Source organism: Curtobacterium sp. C2H10, from assembly GCF_025407985.1.
Classification (GTDB): Bacteria; Actinomycetota; Actinomycetes; order Actinomycetales; family Microbacteriaceae; genus Curtobacterium.
Genome location: NZ_JABXGF010000062.1, coordinates 1 through 20,986, shown reverse-complemented (window position 1 = coordinate 20,986; position 20,986 = coordinate 1). Strand labels below are relative to the sequence as shown.

Annotated in this window: 16 protein-coding genes; 9 read left to right on the top strand and 7 right to left on the bottom strand. The window is 71.9% G+C overall.

Features of this window, described 5'->3' with window-relative positions:
* From HWD93_RS16385 to HWD93_RS16370, 4 genes are all read right to left on the bottom strand, one after another.
* Positions 1–1,637: ABC transporter ATP-binding protein (locus HWD93_RS16385; protein ID WP_261647395.1), on the bottom strand; the 1,637-nt coding region annotated here is incomplete at its 3' end.
* Positions 1,634–2,515 carry an ABC transporter permease gene (locus tag HWD93_RS16380; protein WP_261647394.1) on the bottom strand — a complete coding sequence of 294 codons (882 nt, stop codon included), beginning with the start codon at positions 2,513–2,515 and terminating at the stop codon, positions 1,634–1,636. The genes HWD93_RS16385 and HWD93_RS16380, both read right to left, overlap by 4 nt.
* The gene (locus HWD93_RS16375) at positions 2,512–3,549 is read right to left on the bottom strand and encodes an ABC transporter permease (protein WP_261647393.1); all 1,038 of its coding nucleotides are present in this window, start codon (positions 3,547–3,549) and stop codon (positions 2,512–2,514) included. Before HWD93_RS16375 ends, HWD93_RS16380 begins: the two co-directional genes overlap by 4 nt.
* A 35-nt stretch (positions 3,550–3,584) precedes the next feature.
* On the bottom strand, positions 3,585–5,213 hold the full coding sequence (locus HWD93_RS16370; protein ID WP_261647392.1) for an ABC transporter substrate-binding protein: 1,629 nt from the start codon (positions 5,211–5,213) through the stop codon (positions 3,585–3,587).
* Positions 5,214–5,245: 32 nt separating this feature from the next.
* Here HWD93_RS16370 and HWD93_RS16365 point away from each other — a divergent pair, with 32 nt between their 5' ends.
* Together HWD93_RS16365 and HWD93_RS16360 are read left to right on the top strand one after the other, a co-directional pair.
* Positions 5,246–5,845, top strand: coding sequence for a TetR/AcrR family transcriptional regulator (locus HWD93_RS16365; RefSeq protein ID WP_070416563.1), 600 nt, complete (start codon positions 5,246–5,248; stop codon positions 5,843–5,845).
* 26 nt (positions 5,846–5,871) lie between these two features.
* Positions 5,872–7,368 carry a hypothetical protein gene (locus tag HWD93_RS16360; protein ID WP_261647391.1) on the top strand — a complete coding sequence of 499 codons (1,497 nt, stop codon included), beginning with the start codon at positions 5,872–5,874 and terminating at the stop codon, positions 7,366–7,368.
* A 27-nt stretch (positions 7,369–7,395) separates the two neighbouring features.
* On the opposite strand, the gene HWD93_RS16355 is transcribed toward HWD93_RS16360, so the two are convergent.
* Complete coding sequence (locus HWD93_RS16355; RefSeq protein ID WP_261647390.1) at positions 7,396–8,439, bottom strand: cation diffusion facilitator family transporter; 1,044 nt, start codon at positions 8,437–8,439, stop codon at positions 7,396–7,398.
* 249 nt (positions 8,440–8,688) lie between these two features.
* Between HWD93_RS16355 and ileS the strand changes: the two genes are divergently transcribed.
* From ileS to HWD93_RS16330, 5 genes are read left to right on the top strand one after another with little or no spacing between them, the layout of a single operon-like run.
* Positions 8,689–11,940, top strand: a complete 3,252-nt coding sequence (gene ileS / locus HWD93_RS16350) for an isoleucine--tRNA ligase (protein WP_261647389.1) — start codon at positions 8,689–8,691, stop codon at positions 11,938–11,940.
* Entirely contained in the window at positions 11,937–13,382 is a 1,446-nt protein-coding gene (locus HWD93_RS16345) for a folylpolyglutamate synthase/dihydrofolate synthase family protein (RefSeq protein ID WP_261647388.1), read from the top strand. Before ileS ends, HWD93_RS16345 begins: the two co-directional genes overlap by 4 nt.
* The gene (locus HWD93_RS16340) at positions 13,379–13,795 is read left to right on the top strand and encodes a DUF4233 domain-containing protein (protein ID WP_070416559.1); all 417 of its coding nucleotides are present in this window, start codon (positions 13,379–13,381) and stop codon (positions 13,793–13,795) included. The genes HWD93_RS16345 and HWD93_RS16340 overlap by 4 nt, the downstream gene beginning before the upstream one ends.
* A gap of 36 nt (positions 13,796–13,831) precedes the next feature.
* Positions 13,832–14,251, top strand: a complete 420-nt coding sequence (gene ndk / locus HWD93_RS16335; RefSeq protein ID WP_070416558.1) for a nucleoside-diphosphate kinase — start codon at positions 13,832–13,834, stop codon at positions 14,249–14,251.
* 17 nt (positions 14,252–14,268) lie between these two features.
* Complete coding sequence (locus HWD93_RS16330) at positions 14,269–15,117, top strand: DsbA family protein (RefSeq protein ID WP_261647387.1); 849 nt, start codon at positions 14,269–14,271, stop codon at positions 15,115–15,117.
* Between the two features lie 69 nt (positions 15,118–15,186).
* On the opposite strand, the gene HWD93_RS16325 is transcribed toward HWD93_RS16330, so the two are convergent.
* Both HWD93_RS16325 and HWD93_RS16320 read right to left on the bottom strand, forming a co-directional pair.
* Positions 15,187–16,038: a DsbA family protein gene (locus tag HWD93_RS16325; RefSeq protein WP_261647386.1), complete on the bottom strand. Its 852-nt coding sequence runs from the start codon at positions 16,036–16,038 to the stop codon at positions 15,187–15,189.
* 100 nt (positions 16,039–16,138) lie between these two features.
* Positions 16,139–16,741, bottom strand: coding sequence for a vitamin K epoxide reductase family protein (locus HWD93_RS16320; RefSeq protein WP_261647385.1), 603 nt, complete (start codon positions 16,739–16,741; stop codon positions 16,139–16,141).
* Between the two features lie 267 nt (positions 16,742–17,008).
* Between HWD93_RS16320 and HWD93_RS16315 the strand changes: the two genes are divergently transcribed.
* Positions 17,009–19,876, top strand: a complete 2,868-nt coding sequence (locus tag HWD93_RS16315) for an Rne/Rng family ribonuclease (RefSeq protein ID WP_261647384.1) — start codon at positions 17,009–17,011, stop codon at positions 19,874–19,876.
* A gap of 2 nt (positions 19,877–19,878) precedes the next feature.
* Positions 19,879–20,817 carry a hypothetical protein gene (locus tag HWD93_RS16310; RefSeq protein ID WP_261647383.1) on the top strand — a complete coding sequence of 313 codons (939 nt, stop codon included), beginning with the start codon at positions 19,879–19,881 and terminating at the stop codon, positions 20,815–20,817.
* The last annotated feature ends 169 nt before the right edge of the window (positions 20,818–20,986 follow it).

The following is a 20,986-nucleotide window of genomic DNA, read 5'->3' as shown; positions in this document are numbered from 1 at the left end:
GCGCCGGCCTCGGGCCGCGGGCCCGCGGCGAGCCGCTCGGCGGCCCGCAGCAAGCGCGCGGTCACGGCGTGCGTCGGGCGGTCGAACACCGTCGCGGCGGGGCCGTGCTCGACGACCCGGCCCTCGTGCACGACCAGCACGTCGTCGGCCATCCGCCGGACGGCCCGGAGATCGTGCGACACGAAGACCATCGCCACGCCCGTGCTGTCCCGGAGCCCCTCGAGGAGCGTCAGCACCGCGTCCTGCACCGTGGCGTCGAGTGCCGTGACCGGTTCGTCGAGCACGATCACCTCGGGCGACGTCGCGAGTGCGCGGGCGATCGCCAGGCGCTGCCGTTGCCCGCCGGACAGCGTCAGCGGCGAGCGTCGGCGGAGTGCCGGGTCGAGCCCCACCTGGTCGAGCGCCGCGTCGATGCGGGGACCGAGCGCACCACGGGCCGACCGCTCGGCGCCGCCGGTGAACGCGTCCGCGAGGACCCGCTCCACGCTCCACCGCTCGTCGAACGTCGCCCCGGGGTCCTGCACCACCGCGGACACCCGGTGCCGCAGGGGCCGGCGGGTGCGTTCGTCGAGCGGCACCCACGGCGACGAGTCGAGCGTGACGGTGCCGGCGTCGGGGAGTTCGAGGCCGAGGAGCATCCTCGCGAGCGTGGTCTTGCCGGACCCCGACGCACCGATCACGCCGAGGACGCGCCCGCGCTCGAGCCCGAACGACACGTCGCGCACGGCGGGGACGCCGTCGAACGCCCGCGCGAGCCCCTCGGCCGCGAGCACCACGCCCGCACCGTGCGAGGTTCCGCGCTCCGTGCGGGGCTCCGACCCCCGCACCGTGTCCGGCACCTCGCACACTGCAGACCCGCCTGACCCGCCGGGCCCCGCGCCCGCCGCCCGCACCAGCGCCCGCGTCGCCTCGTGCTGCGGCGCCGCGAACACCGAGGCCACCGGCCCCTGCTCCACCACGCGACCCTCGTGCACGACGACCACCCGGTCCGCCCACCCCGCGACGAGCCCGAGGTCGTGCGTGATGACGAGCAGCCCGGCGCCGCGCGACTGGGCCGCACGCAGCTGCTCCATCACGGTGACCGCGACCCCGGCGTCGAGCGCCGTCGTCGGTTCGTCGGCGACGACGAGCGCCGGCGACCCGACCGTGGCCGCGGCGATGAGGGCGCGCTGGCGCATCCCTCCGGACAGGGTGCCCGCGAGCCGACCGTCCGTGGCGAGCGCCGGGTCGAGGCCGACTGCGACGAGCGCGTCCCGCACGGCCCCCACCCGCTGCGCCGCCGTCATGTCCGTGTGCAGCCGGAGGGCGTCCGCGACCTCACGCCCGACGGGACGCAGCGGGTCCAGGGCGCCCAGGGCCTCCTGGCCGACGTAGCCGACCCGCGAGCCGCGCACGCTCCGCCACCTGCGGTCCGAGAACGCCCGGACGTCGAGCCCGGCCACGGTCAGCCGGTCGACCCGGACCGAGGAACCGGGCGCCGACAGGCCGAGCGCCGCCCGTGCGGTGACGGTCTTGCCGGAGCCGGAGGCACCGACGAGCGCGACGCACTCGCCGGCATCGACGTGCAGCGCGACGTCCTGCACGACCGCTGCCCCGCCGATCGTGACGGTCAGCCCCTGCACGTCGAGCACGGTCATCGGATCGCTCCTGTTCGTCGGATCGCCCGGCCGAGCACGGTCACCGCGGTCGCGAGGACCACGATCGCGAGGCCGGGGAAGGTGCTCATCCACGGGGCCGTCTGCAGGTACGTGCGACCGTCGGCCAGCATCGCGCCCCACTCCGGCGCGGGTGGCGGGGTGCCGACGCCGAGGTAGCTCAGCGCCGAGGCCCAGACGATCGCCTGCCCGACGCCGAGCGTCCCGACCGCCACGACCGGCCAGAGCGCCGCGGGGAGCACGTGCTGCACGGTGATCACGGCGGGGGAGCGGCCCATCAGCACGGCGGTCTCGACGACCTGCGAGCGGCGCGCCCGGAGCACGAGCCCGCGGACGATCCGGGCGTACCCGGGCGCCGTGGCGAACCCGACCGCGAGCATTGCCGGGACGGGCCCGGGGCCGGTCACCGCGATGACGACGAGCGCCACGAGGAGCAGGGGGAGCGCGAACGCGACCTCGGTCAGTCGGCCGACGACCCCGTCGACGACGCGTCCGCCGAGTCCCGCGACCACGCCGAGCACGACCCCGACCCCGCCGCCGACGAGCGTCGCGACCACACCGACCACGAGCGACGCCCGGGTCCCGGCGACGACCCGGGCGAGGACGTCCCGCCCGGACTCGTCGGTGCCGAACGGACTCGACCACGACGGCGCCTGGAGCGCTTGCGCCGGGTGCACGGCGAGCGGGTCGCCACCGCCGAGCAGCGACGGCCACACCGCCGCGACCACGGCCAGCGCCACCACGGCGGCAGCGGTCCATCCGGCCGGGCCGAGCGTCCCCCCACGGACTCGCTCGGACCGTCCGGCGGACGCGTCACCCTGGGCACCGGCCTGGAGGCGCGGTTCGGCGATCCCGCTCACCGTGCGCCCGCCCCGTGCCGGGTGACGCGCGGGGCGCGACGCCGGGTCGCCCCCGCCCCCGCCCCGGCCGTCCCGCCGGCACGCGGGTCCACCACGCGCTCGACGAGGTCCGCGACGGCGAGCACGACCACGTACGCGGCGGCCGACACCAGCGCGATGCCCGCGACGAGCGGCATGTCCCGCTGCGTCACCGCGGTCACGAGTGCGCGCCCGATGCCCGGGAGCGCGAACACCGACTCGACGACGACCGCACCGGACACGAGCGAACCGAACGCCCAGGCGGACAGGGCGATCCCCGGGAGTGCGGCGTGCCGGAGCAGGTGCCGGCCGAACAGTCCCGCGCGGGTCTCGCCACGACTGCGGGCCGCGAGTGCGAAGGCCGACCGCTGGGCGTCGACCACGCCGTCCCGGACGGTCTCGGCGAGGTACCCCGCGACCGGCACGGCCACCGTGACGACCGGCAGCACCCAGCCACGGACCGAGCCGTCGCTGACCGCCGGCACCCAGCCGAGGGCGCTGGCGAACACCACGATGAGGACGCTGCCGAGCCAGAAGTGCGGGGTGACGCTCGCGGTGACGCTCAGGGCGCTCGTGAGCCCCGCGGCGAACCGACCGCGCTGCGTCGACCACCACGCGGCGACGATCGCGAGCACCCAGGCGACGACGAGCCCGACAACGGCCAGGGTCAGTGTGACCGGGAGCTGCTGCCCGAGGAGCGTCGACACCGGCGTCCGGAACGCGTACGAGTCACCGAGGTGCCCGGTCGCCAGACGCCCGAGGAACACCGCGTACTGCACGAGCACCGGCCGGTCGAGGCCGTACTCCTGCCGGACCTGCGCGACCGCCTCGGCCGAGGCCTGGGAGCCCGGTCCGCCGAGGATCGCGAGCGCCGGGTCGCCCGGGATGAGCCGGATCGCGACGAACACGATCGTGGCGACCGCCCAGAGCACCCCGATGCCGCCGGCCAGGCGGCGCAGTCCCCACAGGGTCCACGCCGACCACGCGGCGGGCGTGCCTCGACGTCCGCGACGCAATCCGTGCCTCCCGTCCGACGATCGCGAGGTCGCGATCAGCGGTCGATCCAGGCCGTGCCGAACCACGGCGTCGACACCGCGGTGGTCTGCACACCGTGCACGCTCGACCGCAGCAGGAAGTGGTTCTGCTGGTCGTAGAGCGGGAGGACGGTGCCGCTGGACAGGATGATCTCCTGCGCCTGCTCGTAGAGGTCGCCGCGCTCGGACGCGTCCGAGGTCTGCGCTGCCCGCTGGAGCAGGTCGTCGAGCTCCGGGTCGTCGAGCTGGGCGAGGTTCGCGAAGTACCCGGACGGTGCCGGCGTGATGCTGGCGGAGTCGTACAGGATGCGGAGGACGTCCGCGCCCACCTTCGTGTACGGCGCGCTGACGACGTCGTACTCGTTCGCCGCGAGGGCCGCGTACCAGCTGGAGAGGTCGAGCTCCTGCAGCACGACCTTGAAGCCGACGGCCTTCTCGGAGGCCTGGATCTGCTGGAACAGGCTGCGCTCGGCGGGGACGGACTGGTTCGTCGACACCGGGAACGTGACGGTCAGCTGCTCGCCGTCCTTCTCGCGGATGCCGTCGCTGCCCACCTTCCAGCCGGCGTCGTCGAGGAGTCGCTTCGCCTTCGTCGGTGAGTACTCGAACAGGCTCTTGTCGGAGTACCCGTACGGCTCGACGCTGGAGAGCACCGAGTACGAGCGCTTCGCCGTCCCGAGGAAGAGCGACCGGATGCCGGGGTCGATCTCGGCGCCGGCGATGAAGGCCTTGCGGACGGCCTCGTCACGGAAGACCCCGTGGCCGGAGTTCAGCTCGAGGCGGTTCGACGCACCGGGGCGCGGAGCGTCGAGGTCGCGGATGGACCCCTTCGACGACGCTGCCGTGAGCTGGTCGGGCTGGGCGTTGTCGATGACGTCGACCTGGCCGGACTGCAGTGCCGCGTACCGCGAGGTCGAGTCGGGCAGGAAGCGCCACGTGATGCCGTCGAGGCGGGGCTCCGTGCTGCCGCGGAGCGGCGTGTAGTCGGCGTTCTTGCGGAGCGTCACCCGGTCGCCGTGCTTCCAGCCGGTGACCTCGAACGGGCCGGTGCCGACCGGCGACTCGCAGTTCACCGCCTGCGAGCGCTCCAGCGCCTTCGGGGACTCCATGCCGACCCACGGCTGCGAGAACGACTCGAGCAGCGCGCTGTCCGGCCGGCTCAGCGTCAGGGTGACGGTGTGGTCGTCGGTGGCCGTCGCCTTCGTGATCGACTGCAGCGCGAGGTACCCCGTGCTCGACGCGGTCGCCGGGTCCTGCACGTGCTCGATGTTCGCCACGACCGCGGCGGCGTCGAAGGGCGTGCCGTCGGTGAAGGTCACGTCGTCGCGGAGCGTGAAGGTGAGCGTCCTGCCGTCGTCGCTCGTCGTCCACGACTTCGCCAGCGCGGGGACGGGCTTGCCGTCGTCGAGCGCGGTGAGCTCCTCGATGTACTGGGTGGACAGGAGCGCCTGCGGGTAGTTGCCGCCGACGTGCGGGTCGAGGCAGGTGGGTTCGGCGTCGCCCGAGGCGTACGTGAGCGTGCCGCCGTCGACCGGTGTGCTGTTCGACGTCGCGGTGCCGCCACCGGTGCAGCCGGCGAGCACGAGGAGGAGTGCGGCGGCGCCGGCGACCACTGCGGTGGTTTTCTGTACTGAGTCCAAGATCATGGCTGGACGAGTCTAGCGGTTTACTGGGGCCCATGGACGAACCGATGCGCCGCGGTGGCCGCCCCCGACGCTCGAGCGCCGAGGTGCTCGCCGACGCCGCGGCCGAGCTGTTCCTCGAACAGGGCTACGGCCGGACCACGGTCGACCAGATCGCCGCACGGGCCGGGGTCAGCCGTGCGACGTTCTTCAACTACTTCACGGCGAAGTCCGACGTGCTCTGGCTCGACCTCGACGCCGCGGTCGCGACGCTCCCGGCGTGCCTCGCCGCCTCGACCGAGGAGTCCGCGGTGCGGGCCGTCGAGGCCGCGCTGCTCGCCACCGCCCGCGCCCACGACCCCGACCGGGTCCCCTGGGCGATCGCACAGGCCGAGGTGATGGGCATCGGGGCCGAGCTCGTGGCGAGCGTCGCGGCACGGGTGACGGCCCAGCACGCGGCGGTGGCGGCCTTCGTCGCCCGCCGGACGGGGGAGCACCCGGCGGCGCTCTGGCCCCAGACGGTTTCCGGCGCCATGCTCGGGGCGGCCGCAGCGGCCTTCGGCGTCTGGGTCTCGGACGGGGTCGGGCGCCGACCGCTCGTCGAGTACGTCGGGGCGGCGCTCACCCCGGTCGCAGCGGGTCTCGACTCCCACTGAGGTCCGGCCCAATAGGCTCTCTCCCCATGACCCGCGCGCGATGGACACGAACCGCGGTCTTCGCCGTGGTCGCCCTCGCGGGGGTGTTCGTCGCGTACTGGCACATCGGCAGACAGAGCACCTACGTCGACGAGTTCACCTACACGCGGGCCGGGTGGGACTACGTGCACGGGGTGCTCACCTCGAACCTGCAGCACCCGCCGACCGGCAAGTACCTGTTCGGCGTCGCGCAGCTCGTGTTCGGCGAGGGCGTGCTCGGGCCCCGTCTCGTCGCCGCGACAGCCTCGTTCGGCACCGGCATCGTCCTGTTCGCCTGGCTCCGGCGTCCGATCGGGTACTGGGGCGCCGTGCTCGCCGCCGGGCTCTGGTGGCTCACGCCGCGTGGGGACTCGCCGACGTGGGCGGACGTCGCGTCCGGCACGGCCGCACGGATCGACCGGCTCGCCCTCCTCGAACCGCTGATGACCTTCTTCGCCGTGGCGGCGCTCGCCGCGGCCTGGCAGTGGGCGACCCGACCCCGACGCCCCGCCGACCGGACCACGGCCTGGGACGGCTGGTGGTGGATGGCGCTCGCCGGTGCCCTGCTGGCGCTGTCGGTCACGTCGAAGGTCACCACCACCGTCCTCGTGCTCGCGCTCGTCGCGATCCCGCTGCTGTTCCGGCGCTGGTCCGGGCTGCTGACCGGGGGCGTCGCGGCCGCCGCGGCGTTCGCCGTGGTGTTCGTCGTCGCGTACGTGCCCGTCGGCGGGGTCCGGGCGATCACCTTCATGATCGAGTTCCAGGGCAAGCACGACACCCGCGGGCACATCATCTCGGTCCTCGGGAAGACGTACATGATCGCGCCGTGGTGGACGAACTTCGTGCGGGTCGTCGAGGGGGTCGGGTGGCCGACGGTCGTCGTGCTCCTGGTCGGCACGGCCGCGGCGTTCGCGATCCGCCCGGACCGGCTCGTCGCGCTCCTCGGGATCGCGCTCGGGATCCTCGTCGTCTTCTACTCGACGGCCAACGTCGCACTGCCGCACTACTACCAGGCGTGGATGCCCTGGATCATCGCGCTCGCCGCGGTCGGGTACACCCGGCTCGCCCGGCTGCGGCCGCCGCTCACGACCGTGGTGGCGCTCCTCGCCGTCGTCGTGACGATCGTCCCCGCGGTCGTCGTGGTGCGGACCGTCGCCGAGACGCGCACCACCGGGTTCGCCCGGCTCGAGGGGGTCCTCGAGGAACGCGGGGTGCCGGACGACGTCCGGGTCCTCGTGTCGGGGTCGGCGCAGCAGTCGTTCGCGGTGTTCATCGGCCGTCGTGGCGCGACCCAGGGGGTGACGCACGGGGACTACGGCGTGCTCGTCGCCGGGATCGACCCGCGGTTCCCGATGGACGACGACCTGCGGGCCCTGCTGCGGGAGCACCCGGAGCGGTTCGAGGAGTTCCGGCTCGACGCGCTGCGGGTGTGGGTCGTGCGGGACGGCCTGGTGATCGAGCGCCGCGGGGACACCGCCACCCTGGTGCCCGCCGACCGCGGCTGACCCGACCGCGCAGCAGCCGCGTGCGGCTCAGTCCGTCCGGAGCGTGCCGGCCCCGCCCGCGGCGACGTCCTCGGCCGTCCCGTCCCGCACCACCTCGGGCACATCGTCGCCCGTCGGCACGAGCGACTCGTCGCCGGGGTAGCTCAGGGTGAGCACGGCCTCCTCGATGTACTGGCTCTCCTCGAGGGACTTCTCGACGTCGCGCAACCGCACCGCCACGTGCTCCTCGTTCTCGTTGCCGGTCAGGTCGACCGCGGCGACGAGGTAGACCCGCGAGGGCCCGACGAACTCGAGGTGCAGGTAGGTGACGCGCTCGATCTGCGACCGCCCGAGCATCTCGACGAGCACCGCGTTCTCGAGCTCCGGGGACGTGCTCTCCCCGAGCAGGAACCGGCGGTTGCGGTCGATCAGGACGATCGCGACGACCCCGAGCAGGATGCCGATCGCGATCGAGCCGATGGCGTCGAAGACCGCGAGGCCGGTGACCTGGTGGAGGAACACCCCGAGGAACGCGACCACGAGGCCGATGAGCGCCGCGGCGTCCTCGGCGAAGACGGCACGGAGGGTCGGGTTCGACGACTGCAGGACGTGCCGGAGCACCGGCACCCGCCGCTTCGTCGCCGCGCCGTGCGCCTGCCGGTACGCCTGCAGGAAGCTCGTGCCCTCGAGGCAGAACGACAGCCCGAGGACGATGTAGTTCAGGAGCACGTCCTCGGCCGGCCCGGTGTCCCCGAGCTCGGTGATGCCGTGGTAGATCGAGACGATGGCGCCGGCGGTGAAGAGGCCGAACGCGGCGAACATCGACCAGATGTACGTCTCACGGCCGTAGCCGAGCGGGTGCGCGGTGTCGCGCTTCCTCGAGCCACGCCGTTCGGCGACGAGCAGGAAGATCTCGTTGCCGGTGTCGGCCCACGAGTGTGCGGCCTCGGCGACCATGGACGCCGATCCGGAGATCAGGGAGGCGATCGTCTTGGCGATCGCGACGAGCAGGTTCGCGCCGAACGCGATGACGACGGTGAGCAGGGAATCGGGACGCTCCTGCTGCGCGGGGGCAGCATCTGACGAGGGCATCGCTCCAGCATGCTCTCGTCCGCTAAACTCGTGCACACAGGCGTCGATCCGGCCATCACCGGGGAGCCTCCGGAAGAACCCGGCCGTCAGCACCATCGACCGCCGGCAGTAGAACCGGGCGGACCGGGCCGCGCACGCCCCGGCAACGAGCGGTCGCCCCGGGTCACCCGGAGCGGCAAGCGAGGTGGTACCGCGGAGCCTGCTCCGTCCTCGTGGTCCTGAGAACCGGCAACCCACAGGAGCCCCGCGGTGCGCTACCCACTTGATTCCGACGCAGACGGCGTCGTCCCGTCGCCGTCCTTCCCCGCCGTCGAGCAGGGGATCCTCGCCTTCTGGAAGGGCGACGGCACGTTCCAGGCGTCGATCGACCAGCGCGAGGGCTGCGACGAGTGGACGTTCTACGACGGCCCGCCGTTCGCCAACGGCCTGCCGCACTACGGCCACCTCCTGACCGGGTACGCGAAGGACGTCTTCCCGCGCTACCAGACCATGCGCGGCAAGCAGGTGCACCGTCGCTTCGGCTGGGACACGCACGGCCTGCCCGCCGAGCTCGAGGCGATGCGCCAGCTCGGCATCACCGAGAAGCACGAGATCGACGAGATGGGCGTCGACGTCTTCAACGCCGCCGCCAAGAAGTCCGTCCTGCAGTACACCGACGAGTGGCAGCAGTACGTCACCCGCCAGGCGCGCTGGGTCGACTTCGAGAACGACTACAAGACCCTCGACGTGACGTTCATGGAGAGCGTGCTGTGGGCGTGGAAGCAGCTCTGGGACAAGGGGCTCGCGTACGAGGGCTTCCGGGTCCTGCCGTACTGCTGGAACGACCAGACGCCGCTGTCGAACCACGAGCTGCGCATGGACGACGACGTCTACAAGATGCGCCAGGACCAGTCCGTCACGGTGTCGTTCCCGCTGCGGGGTGCGCGCGCCGAGTCGCTCGGGCTGGCCGGCGTGCGTGCGCTCGCCTGGACGACGACCCCCTGGACCCTGCCCACGAACGCCGCGCTGGCCGTCGGGCCTGCGGTTTCGTACGTGGTGCTGCCCGCCGGCCCAGGAGGCGCGGCTGACGGTGGCACCGCCGGTTCCGCCCGGTACATGCTGGCGTCGGACACCGTGGCCGCGTACGCGAAGGACCTCGGCTACGAGAGCGCCGAGGACGCCGCTGCCGCGGTCGTCCGCACCCTGACGGGTGCGGAGCTCGACGGCGTCGAGTACGAGCGCCTCTTCGACTTCCTCGCGGAGACCGAGGGCATGGAGAACGCCTGGAAGATCCTCGTCGCCGACTACGTCGAGACGGGCGAGGGCACCGGGATCGTGCACCAGGCCCCGGCCTACGGTGCCGACGACCAGGTGGTCTGCGCCGCCGCGGGGATCCCCGTGGTGCTGTCGCTCGACGAGGGCGGTGTCTTCACGTCGCAGTTCGGCGAGGTCGCCGGCATGCTCTGGTCGGACGCGAACAAGCCCCTCACGAAGGCCGTCCGCGACGCCGGTCGACTGCTCCGCCAGGCGTCCTACGAGCACAGCTACCCGCACTGCTGGCGCTGCCGGAAGCCCCTCATCTACAAGGCCGTGTCGAGCTGGTTCGTCCGCGTGACCGAGTTCCGCGACCGCATGGGCGAGCTCAACCAGGACATCAACTGGGTGCCGGACAACGTCAAGGACGGTCAGTTCGGCAAGTGGGTCGGCAACGCCATCGACTGGTCGGTGTCCCGCAACCGGTACTTCGGCACGCCGATCCCGGTGTGGCAGTCCGACGACCCCGAACACCCGCGCACCGACGTGTACGGCTCACTCGAGGAGATCGAGCGTGACTTCGGTCGACTGCCGGTGAACGCCGACGGCGAGGTCGACCTGCACCGCCCGTTCATCGACGACCTGACGCGCCCCAACCCGGACGACCCCACCGGGAAGTCGACGATGCGCCGGATCACCGACGTGTTCGACGTCTGGTTCGACTCCGGGTCGATGCCGTACGCCCAGGTGCACTACCCGTTCGAGAACCGCGAGTGGTTCGAGTCGCACAACCCGGCCGACTTCATCGTCGAGTACATCGGGCAGACCCGCGGCTGGTTCTACGTCATGCACGTGCTGTCCACCGCGCTGTTCGACCGGCCGGCGTACAAGAACGTCATCAGCCACGGCATCGTGCTCGGCTCCGACGGCCAGAAGATGTCGAAGTCGCTCCGGAACTACCCGGACGTCTCCGAGGTGTTCGACCGCGACGGTGCCGACGCGATGCGCTGGTTCCTGATGTCGTCGTCGGTCATCCGCGGCGGGAACCTCGTCGTCACGGAAGAGGGCATCCGCCAGGGCGTCCGCGAGTTCCTGCTCCCGCTCTGGTCGACGTACTACTTCTTCACCCTCTACGCGAACGCGTCGGGGGAGTCCGGGTACCAGGCGTCGCGGAGCACGGCGAGCACCGACGTGCTCGACCGCTACCTGCTCGCGAAGACCCGGGTGCTCGTGTCGGACGTGCAGCAGCACCTGGACGCGCTCGACACCCCGCTCGCCGCCCAGGCCGTCCGCGACTTCGCCGACGTGCTGACGAACTGGTACGTGCGCCGGTCGCGCGACAAGTTCTGGCTCGGCGCCGAGTCCTCGCCCGAGGCCCGTGCCGCGTTCGACACGCTGTACACCGTGCTCGAGACGCTCACCCGCGTCGCCGCACCCCTCGCCCCGCTCGTGACCGACGCGGTCTGGCGGGGACTGACCGGCGGCCGCAGCGTCCACCTCGAGGACTTCCCCGACGCCGAGGAGTTCCCGGCCGATCAGGCGCTCGTCGACGCCATGGACCGCGTGCGGGACGTCGCCTCGAAGGGGCTCGCGCTCCGCAAGGCCACCGGCACGCGCGTCCGCCTGCCCCTCGCCACCCTGACGCTCGTGGTGCCCGACCCGGCGGCCGTCGAGCCCTTCGTGGACATCCTCCGCGACGAGCTCAACGTCAAGCAGGTCGTGCTCGAGCAGCAGGAGGAGTCGTCGCTCGGTCGGTACGGCATCGAGCGGAAGCTCACCGTGAACGCCCGCGCCGCCGGACCCCGCATCGGCAAGCAGGTCCAGCAGGTCATCCCGGCCGCCAAGAAGGGCGACTGGACCGCGACCGAGTCCGGCGTGACCGTCGGCGGCGTCGACCTCGTCGAGGGCGAGTACACGCTCGACCTCACCGTTGCCGACGACTCCGTGGCGGTGGCGTTCCTCGACGGCGGCGGCTTCGCGGTGCTCGACACCGTGACGACGCCCGAGCTCGAGGCCGAGGGGCTCGCCCGCGACGTCGTCCGCGCCGTCCAGCAGGCCCGCCGTGACGCCGACCTCGACGTCAGCGACCGCATCGTCCTCACCCTCGGTGCGGACGAGGTCGCCGACGCGGCGGTCCGCACCCACCAGCAGCTCATCGCGGGGGAGACCCTGTCGACGAGCGTCGAGATCGTGCCCCTCGGGGCAAACGGCACCACCACCGACGTCGGTGACGGTGCGAAGGTGACCGTGGAGGTGTCACGCGCATGAGCGAGTACCCCGAAGAACCGTCCGAGGACGGCATCGAGATCCCCGTCGGCCCCGCCGGTGCGACGGATCCCGCCGACGCCGTGCCCTACGGTGCGGACGACGACGAGGTCAAGCGCGTCGAGGCGGCCCTGTACGCCCGGATCGGCGAGCAGTCGCCCGAACACCGGCTGTCCGCGACCCGGCGCGCCGTCGAGCTCCTCGGCGACCCGCACCTGTCGTACCCCGTGATCCACCTGACCGGCACGAACGGCAAGACCTCGACCGCGCGCATGGCCGAGAGCATCGTCCGGGCACACGGCCTCCGGACCGGCCTCATGACGAGCCCGCACCTGGTGTCGATCCGGGAGCGCATCGTCATCGACGGCACCCCGATCGCCGCCGACCGCTTCGTGGAGAACTGGGACGACATCGCCCCGATCCTCGAGATGACCGACCAGGAGCTCACCGACAAGGGCGAGCTCCCGCTGACCTTCTTCGAGGCGCTGACCGTCCTCGCCCTGGCGTGCTTCGCCGAGGCTCCGGTCGACGTCGCCGTGATCGAGGTCGGCATGGGCGGCGAGTGGGACTCCACCAACGTCGTGCAGAGCCAGGTGCAGGTGTTCACGCCGATCGCGATCGACCACGCCAAGCAGCTCGGCGGCACCGTCGCCGAGATCGCCCGAACGAAGTCCGGGATCATCAAGCCCTCGTCGTCGATCGTCTCGAGCGCGCAGACGCCCGAGGCGCTCGCCGAGCTGCAGCGCGCGGCCGAGCTCACCGAGTCGACCCTCGCGGTCGAGGGGGACGGCTTCCGGCTCGTCGACGTGACGCCGGCCGTCGGCGGCCAGCTCATCACCGTGCAGGGCATCGCCGGACGCTACGACGACCTGTTCCTGCCGCTCTTCGGCCGGCACCAGGCCCACAACGCCGCCGTCGCGATCGCCGCCGTCGAGGCCTTCCTCGGCCGCGGTTCGCAGGCCCTCGACGAGGACGTCCTGTCCGAGGGACTCGCCGGTGCGACCAGCCCCGGCCGACTCCAGCCGATCGCCACGGGTCCGACCGTGGTGGTCGACGCGGCGCACAACCCGCACGGCGCACGCGCGCTCGCCGAGGCGCTCCCCGTGGCGTTCCCGTCCGAGCACGTGGTCGGCGTCGTCGGCATCCTCGGCGACAAGGACGCCCGCGGCTTCGTCCGCGCGCTCAAGGACACCGTCGCGACCTTCGTCGTGACCCAGCCGCCGGGGGAGCGCGCCCTCGACGCGGACGAGTTCGCCCGGGTCGTCGTCGACGAGGTCGGCGAGGACCGGGTCGTCGTCGAGCCGTCGCTCGAGGCCGCCCTCCAGGAAGCCCGTGACCTCGCGGACGACGCCGAGGCGGACGACGCCATGGTGCTCGTCGCGGGCTCGATCGTGATGGTGGGCCGCGTCATGGACCTGGTCCACGCCGAAGGCGGGACGAAGTGACGGACGCGGGCCGCGCCTCCAGGACCCCACGCGCACCGCGCACCCGTCGGCCGCGACGCGATCGCGGTGCACGGGAGAGCCTGCTGTCGATCACCCTCGTGCTCGAGGCGATCATGTTCTTCTTCCCGATGCTCGTCGTGTTCGGCAAGGGGACCCTCCCGCCGGCGGTCGCGTTCGGCGGTGGCATCGGCTCGATGATCGTGCTGGCGCTGGCCTCTCGCCTGACCGGCAACCGCGCCGGTGTAGGGTTCGGGTGGCTGCTGCAGGCGGCCATCCTCGCCACCGGGTTCATCGAACCGTTCATGTTCGCCGTGGCCGTGGTGTTCCTGGCGCTGTGGGTCTTCTGCTTCGTCAAGGGCGGTCAGCTCGACCGTCAGAACGCCGCGAGACGCGCGGCCCTCGGCGAGGACTGACCACCCCGTTCGACCACGAAACACCAGGAGTTCCGCGTGTCCGATCTCGAAGAGACCCTCGTCCTCGTCAAGCCCGACGGCGTCGCCCGCCAGCTCACCGGTGAGATCCTCCGCCGGATCGAGGCCAAGGGCTACGAGATCGTCGACCTGAAGATGGTGACGGCGCCCCGTGACCTGCTCGACGCCCACTACGAGGAGCACCAGGGCAAGCCGTTCTTCGAGCCCCTCGTCGAGTTCATGCAGTCCGGCCCGGTCGTCGCCGTGCGCGTCGCCGGCAACGGCGTCATCGCCGGCTTCCGGTCGCTCGCCGGCACCACCGACCCGACCTCGGCCGCGCCGGGGACGATCCGCGGTGACCTCGGCCGCGACTGGGGCCTCAAGGTGCAGCAGAACCTCGTGCACGGCTCCGACAGCCCCGAGTCGTCGGCGCGCGAGCTCGCGCTCTGGTTCGCCTGAGTCCGGAGGACCGACGCGTGACGAACAACGACCGTCCCACGAAGAACGAGCGTCGCCAGCACGCCCGTGACGTCGCCCGGCAGCGCGCCGAGGCCGAGAAGCGCCGCAAGCGCCGCAACCGCTGGTTCCTGCAGGGCGGCATCGGCCTCGGGATCATCGCCGTCGCCGCGATCGTCGCGATCGTGGTGGTGAACGTGAACAACCAGCCCGCCGTGTCCGCGGCCGGTCCGAAGAACATGGCGACCGGTGCGATCCAGTTCACCGGCAGCGACGGCACGGTCACCCCCGTGACCTCCGGCGCGGTGGCGGCGAAGGCCACCCCGTCCCCGGTGCCCACCGCGGCCGCCGACGGGAAGGTCCAGGTCACTGAGTACGTCGACTGGGCCTGCCCCGTCTGCAAGCAGTTCGAGGCCGCCTACGCCGACCAGATCCTCGACAAGGTGAAGTCGGGCGACGCGACCCTCGCGATCCAGCCCGTGTCGATCCTCGACCGCAGCTACCAGAACTCGCGGTACGCCAGCCGTGCCGCGAACGCCGCGATGTGCGTCGCGAACTACGCGCCGGACAAGTTCCTCGACGTCCAGACGCAGTTCTTCGACAACCAGCCGGAGGAGGGCACGAAGGGCCTGACGAACGCCGAGATCGCGAAGCTCGTCACGGCCGGCGGAGCGACCGGGTCGAACGTCTCCGAGTGCCTGTCGAGCGAGCGCTTCCGCGGGTGGGTGACGAAGTCCACGAACGCCGTGCTGGCCGATCCGGCACTGCAGGGCACGCAGGGCTTCGGCACGCCGACCGTCCTCGTGAACGGCAAGAAGATCGCCACGCTGACCGACGTGATCACCGAGATCGACGCCGCGTCGAAGTAGCACGCCGTACGACGACGGCCCCCGCTTCCGATCGGAAGCGGGGGCCGTCGTCGTCCGGAGCGGCCGGGACTACGCCGTCCCACCGTTCTGCTCCACGAACGCGGCGAAGGCGTCCGTGTCGGTGAGCGAGCCGTTGTACTGCTTGCCGTTGACGATCACGGTGGGGGTACCGGTGACCTTGTCGAGCGACGAGTTCGGGATCGGGTCGTTGAGCACCCGGTTCGTCGCGTCGGCAACCCACCCGGCGAACTCCTGGTCCGTGATGCAGGACGCCACGTTCTCGTTCGTCGCCCCGGCGGCCTTCGCCAGCGATGCGAGCTTGTCGTTCGTGAGGCCGCGCGTGCTCTCGGACGGCTGGTTCTCGTAGAGCGACGTGTTGTACGCGAGGAACGCGTCCGGGTCGTAGTTCGCGACGCAGGCCGCGGCGGCGGCCGAACGGGTCGAGTACTTCGAGCCGAGGGACACGCGGTCGAGCAGGTTGAACGGGTGCAGCTCGAGCGTCGCCGAGCCGTCCTTCACCCACTGCTGGATCTGGGACATCTGGCTCGTCTCGAACTGGTTGCAGTACGGGCACATGTAGTCCGAGTACACCGTGATGTTCGCGACCGAGTCGTCCTGCTTCGTCGGGGTCGGCTTCCCGCCCTCCGGCGTGGCCTTCGTGGTGACGGGGACGATCTGCCCGTTCGAGCCCGTCAGGAGCACACCGTCGCTCGCCATGTTCTTCGGCCCGGGGCCGGCGGGTTGCACGGAGTTCGCGACCACCACGACGACGATCGCGGCGACCGCGAGCGCGCCGACGATGATGCCGCTGATCCCCAGGGTCTTGTTGCGGCGTCGACGCGCCTGCTCCTTCGCGCGGGCGAGGCGTGCGCGCTCCCGCGCTGCCTCCCGCCGGGCCTTCTTGCTCTCGTTCTCGCTCATCGCCATCGAGCGTAGGTCGTGCCGGTGGGCCGATCGGCCGATCTGGCTGGGAAGGACCCAGGAATTCGGTGACGCGTCATCGGCAACGCTCAGCGGGCGCTCAGAAGGAGGAGAGGACCCGCGGGAACACGATGAGGATCGACACGGCGATGAACAGGTAGTTCGCCAGCGGGAACGCCCAGCAGAAGGGCAGCAGGGTCCGACCGAGCCGCTGGGCGCCGACACCGAAGCGTCCCTGCGCGGCGTTCCAGATCGTGAACACCCAGAACATCGGGATCGTCATCGACCACACGAGCATGCACCAGGGGCAGAGCGCGCCGATGAACCAGACGGTCTGGGTGAAGAGCCACGTGACGAAGACCCACGCCAGGAACACGCCCGCGTTGAACGCGATCCAGAACCAGCGCGAACCGTTCCGGAACCCGGCGAGGAGCATGACCGCGACGGCGATCGGCGCGACGAAGCCCATGACGCCGAGCAGCGGGTTCGGGAACCCGAGCAGGTGCCCCTGCCAGCTGGCCATCACGTCGGAGCAGTTGATGAACGGGTTGACGTCGCAGGACAGCACTGCCTGGGGGTGCGCGTACTTCTCGAACTCGTCGATGACCAGTCGGAACGCCCCGTAGAGACCCACCGCGCCGGTGATCAGGAGGAAGACGCCCATGGCGATCGGACGGCGGACGGCAGGTGCTGGCGTGCTCACGGCGTCATCATCGCATGCTCGATCCGGTCCTTTCCCGGTGCGGCATGCGATAATCCCTGGAGGTCGTGCGGCCATCCGCACGACGACGAAAGCTTTCCGGGCCCAGCCCGGACGATCAGGTGCGGTGAGAGCGCACCGTGACCGGGACGCGCGCGACGCGACGGTCACAAGACAGCGAACGCGGGGGCGTGGTCGCCACCCGCTACAACTACAGAATTCCCGCCGTCCGGACAGGATGCGAGCGGGGTCAAGGAGTGCACCAGGTCCATGGTGGAGCAGAACAACGACAACACGAACAACGAAGAAGTCGCACCGAAGCGTCGAGGCCGCCTGTTCGGCGGTCGGCGCGCCCGGTCGGCCGGCCAGGAGGCACGGGGTGACGCCGCGCAGACCGGTCCCGTCGAGCAGGTGACCGGGTCTCCGGCGGACGGCACGACCGAGGCCGGTGCGGAGACGCTCGCGGTGACGGACGTAGCGCCCGAAGCCGGGGGAGCGCCGGAGGCGCCCACCGTGTCGGTCGCCGTCGAGGCGACCGCCGGCGGCGACGAGCCGCACGACGTGAGCACCCTCACGGGCGACCTGCCGGTCATCACGGCCGGTGACGACACCGAGACCGCAGCCGCACCGGCCGCGACGGTCGAGGCGGACGCGAGCAGCGCCTCCAGTCCGGCGGAGCCCGTCGACGAGCCGTTCGTCCCCAAGGCGACGAGCACGCTCAGCCTGATCTTCCACGCCCCGGTCCTGCCGGACCTGCCCGAGCGCGCGCCCCGTCACGACGAGGACGACGACGACGAGCAGGGCGGCGGACGCCGTCGGTCGCGTCGCCGCGGCACGAGCGCCGACCGCGAAGGCCGTGAGCCCCGTGAGCCGCGCGAGCCGCGGGACCACCAGGAGCCCCGCCGCCGCGAGGTCGAGTACATCACCGAGCCGCAGAAGGTGAAGGGCTCGACGCGGCTCGAGGCGAAGAAGCAGCGCCGCCGCGACGGGCGCGATGCCGGTCGTCGTCGCCAAGTCGTCACCGAGGACGAGTTCCTCGCCCGCCGCGAGAGCGTCGACCGGCAGATGATCGTCCGGTCGAGCGCCTCGAAGATCGAGATCGGCGTGCTCGAGGACGGTGTCCTCGCCGAGCACTACGTGACGAAGTCGCACAACGTGTCGCTCATCGGCAACGTCTACCTCGGCAAGGTGCAGAACGTCCTGCCCTCGATGGAGGCGGCGTTCGTCGACATCGGTCGCGGTCGCAACGCCGTGCTGTACGCGGGCGAGGTCGACTGGAACTCGGTCGACACCGGCAACCACGGCCGTCGGATCGAAGCCGCGCTCAAGCCGGGCGACAAGGTCCTCGTGCAGGTCACGAAGGACCCGGTCGGGCACAAGGGCGCCCGTCTGACGAGCCAGGTCTCGCTGCCGGGTCGCTACCTCGTGTACGTGCCGAACGGCTCGATGAACGGCATCTCGCGCAAGCTGCCGGACACCGAGCGTGCGCGCCTCAAGAAGATCCTCAAGGAGGTCCTCCCGGAGCACGCGGGCGTCATCGTCCGCACCGCCGCCGAGGGCGCGACCGAGGAGCAGCTCACCCGCGACGTGCAGCGGCTCACCAGCCAGTGGGAGGCGATCCAGAAGAAGGTCGCGAACGGCCAGGCGCCGGTCATGCTCCACTCGGAGCCGGACCTGCTCGTGAAGATCGTCCGCGACGTCTTCAACGAGGACTTCACCAAGCTCATCATCGACGGCTCCGCGGCGCGCGAGACGATCGACGAGTACCTCACCGCGGTCGCGCCGGACCTCAAGGACCGCGTCGAGATCTACGACGGCCCGGACTCCTTCGAGGAGTACCGCCTCAACGAGCAGATCGAGAAGGCTCTCGACCGCAAGGTCTGGCTGCCCTCCGGTGGTTCGCTCGTGATCGACCGCACCGAGGCCATGACGGTCGTCGACGTCAACACGGGGAAGTTCGTCGGGTCCGGCGGCAACCTCGAGGAGACCGTCACGAAGAACAACCTCGAAGCGGCCGAGGAGATCGTCCGCCAGCTCCGCCTGCGGGACATCGGCGGCATCATCGTCGTCGACTTCATCGACATGGTGCTCGAGTCGAACCGCGACCTCGTGCTGCGTCGACTCGTCGAGTGCCTCAGCCGTGACCGGACGAAGCACCAGGTCGCCGAGGTCACCTCGCTCGGCCTCGTGCAGATGACCCGCAAGAAGATCGGCGTGGGGCTCCGCGAGTCCCTCGACGAGGTCAACGCCAAGGTCAACGACAACAACGCCGACCCGGGGCCGTCGAAGAGCCGTCGCAAGAGCCGCGGTGGGGCCGGCAACGGCGGGTCCAACGGTTCGAACGGTTCGAACGGTTCGAACGGTGGGAACGGTGGGAACGGGTCGAACGGCGGCGGCAACGGCGGGTCCGGCAACGGCTCGTCGCACGCGCACCAGATCACGGACGACGTGAAGAGCGCGCTGTCCCGGATCGCCGCATCGACCATCCCGCACGAGGAGCACGACGGGGCTGCGACGCCGGCTTCGGCGTCCTCGGCAGTGTCGGCGGGTTCGGCGTCATCGGCGTCATCGGCGTCATCGGCGGCATCGGCTCCGGAGGCACCCGCCACGGAGTCCGGTCCGGACACCGGTGCGTCGCAGTCCGAGCACGGCGAGCAGTCGTCGGGCTCGAAGCGTCGACGTCGCCGTGGTGGCCGTGGTGCCGGTGCGCCCGAGACGACGGCGGACACCGCGTCCGGCGCGTCCACGGCGCCCGATGCACCGTCCGCGCCCGAGCAGGGCACGTCGGCTGACGCCGCTCCGGCTGCGGCGGCTCCGGTCGCTGCTGCCCCCGTCGTCGAGGACGTGCCGGCCAAGGCGCCGACCCGCCGTCGGGTGAGCTCGAGCGCCCCGGTGACCCCGGCCGAGACCTCGGTCGCGATCCTCGACATCCCGATCGCCGCCACGAAGCGCGAGCCGCGCCAGGTCAGCGGGGACGCCGAGTCCCTGCTCGACTCCGTGCTGCAGGCGCTCCCCGAGCCCAAGCAGCCGGGGCAGGGCCGTTCGCGGTCCCGTCGCGTCTCGTCCCCGAGCATCAGCGCACCGGCGACGGCCGAGGGTGACGACACCGACGACGGCGCCGTGATCCTGGGGAACTGACGATGTCGAACCCCGGCGATCCGCAGCGGTCGCAGCACGATCGTGGGTACTACGGCGCGGGCTGGTCCCAGCCCGCGCCGCCCGCCGGTGCCCCGCAGCAGCAGGGCGGAGCGTACGGGGGACCGCAGCAGTCCGGTGCCCCGTACGGCGGGCCGCAGCAGTCCGGCGTCCCGTACGGTGCGCCGCAGGGCGGCCCGTACCGCGGGCCGCAGTACGGCGGGGCAGCGCCGGCTCCGCGCCCACCGCGGACGCCGGCGGATCCGCGTCGGGCCTTCGCTCCGGGAGCGTCGGTCACGAACACGGCCGGCGCACTCATCGCCGTCGTGTCGATCGTCCTCGTCGAGTTCGTCTCAGGGCTCGTCGGCCTGCTCGGCGCCTCGTTCGTGGTGCACCCGTTCGCGAGCTACGGCGCGGGCGGCAGCCTGGTCGGCGGGTTCGTGTCCGGGGTGTTCGCCACGCCGTTCCCGTTCTACGCCGGGGCCTTCCTCGCGCTGGCGTTCCTCACGCCCGTCGACCGACGGAGCCCGCTGCCGACGGTGCTCCTCCGCGCCGTGCTCGCCGGGGCCGCTGGGACGATCGCCCTGGCGCTCGTCGGGGTCTTCACGGGCACGTTCAGCGCCGTCCGCTCGGGAGGCGCCCAGCTCCTCATCGACGTCGTCACCCGCCCGCTGCAGTCCGGTGTGCCGTTCACGCTGATGCTCATCGCGACGTCGACCGCGGCGTGGCTCTGGCTCGGGCGGCCCCGGGGCGGACGTCGTGCGCCCGGAGCACCCGGCACGCCCGGGACGGTCCGACCGGCCGACGCGGTGCCGCCGGCGACCGTGCAGCCGTCGTCGCAGCAGGGTCGGCCGGGTCAGCCGGGGGCGCAGGGGGCCCAGGTGCCGCCGTACGCGCCGCCGCAGCCCCCGTCGAACCCCTGGGGTGGTCCGGCGCCGCGCTGAGCCGCTGAGCGGCCGCGTGCGGCTCGTGGCCGTGTGCCGGGCGCCGTGTGCCGCGCGCCGCGCACCGACGTGGTGCGACACGGTCGAGGTCGTCCGACGTCGACCATGTCGCACCTTGCGTGCGCCGTCCGTTGCGGCCGCCTCGAACGAGATCCGGGTGCGCGTGGAG

Excerpts from the sequence above, each read along its gene's own strand:
- HWD93_RS16370 (WP_261647392.1), bottom strand. The coding sequence starts at position 5,213 with ATGATCTTGGACTCAGTACAGAAAACCACCGCAGTGGTCGCCGGCGCC.
- HWD93_RS16365 (WP_070416563.1), top strand. The coding sequence starts at position 5,246 with ATGGACGAACCGATGCGCCGCGGTGGCCGCCCCCGACGCTCGAGCGCC.
- HWD93_RS16360 (WP_261647391.1), top strand. The coding sequence starts at position 5,872 with ATGACCCGCGCGCGATGGACACGAACCGCGGTCTTCGCCGTGGTCGCC.
- HWD93_RS16355 (WP_261647390.1), bottom strand. The coding sequence starts at position 8,439 with ATGCCCTCGTCAGATGCTGCCCCCGCGCAGCAGGAGCGTCCCGATTCC.
- HWD93_RS16345 (WP_261647388.1), top strand. The coding sequence starts at position 11,937 with ATGAGCGAGTACCCCGAAGAACCGTCCGAGGACGGCATCGAGATCCCC.
- HWD93_RS16325 (WP_261647386.1), bottom strand. The coding sequence starts at position 16,038 with ATGAGCGAGAACGAGAGCAAGAAGGCCCGGCGGGAGGCAGCGCGGGAG.
- HWD93_RS16315 (WP_261647384.1), top strand. The coding sequence starts at position 17,009 with ATGGTGGAGCAGAACAACGACAACACGAACAACGAAGAAGTCGCACCG.
- HWD93_RS16310 (WP_261647383.1), top strand. The coding sequence starts at position 19,879 with ATGTCGAACCCCGGCGATCCGCAGCGGTCGCAGCACGATCGTGGGTAC.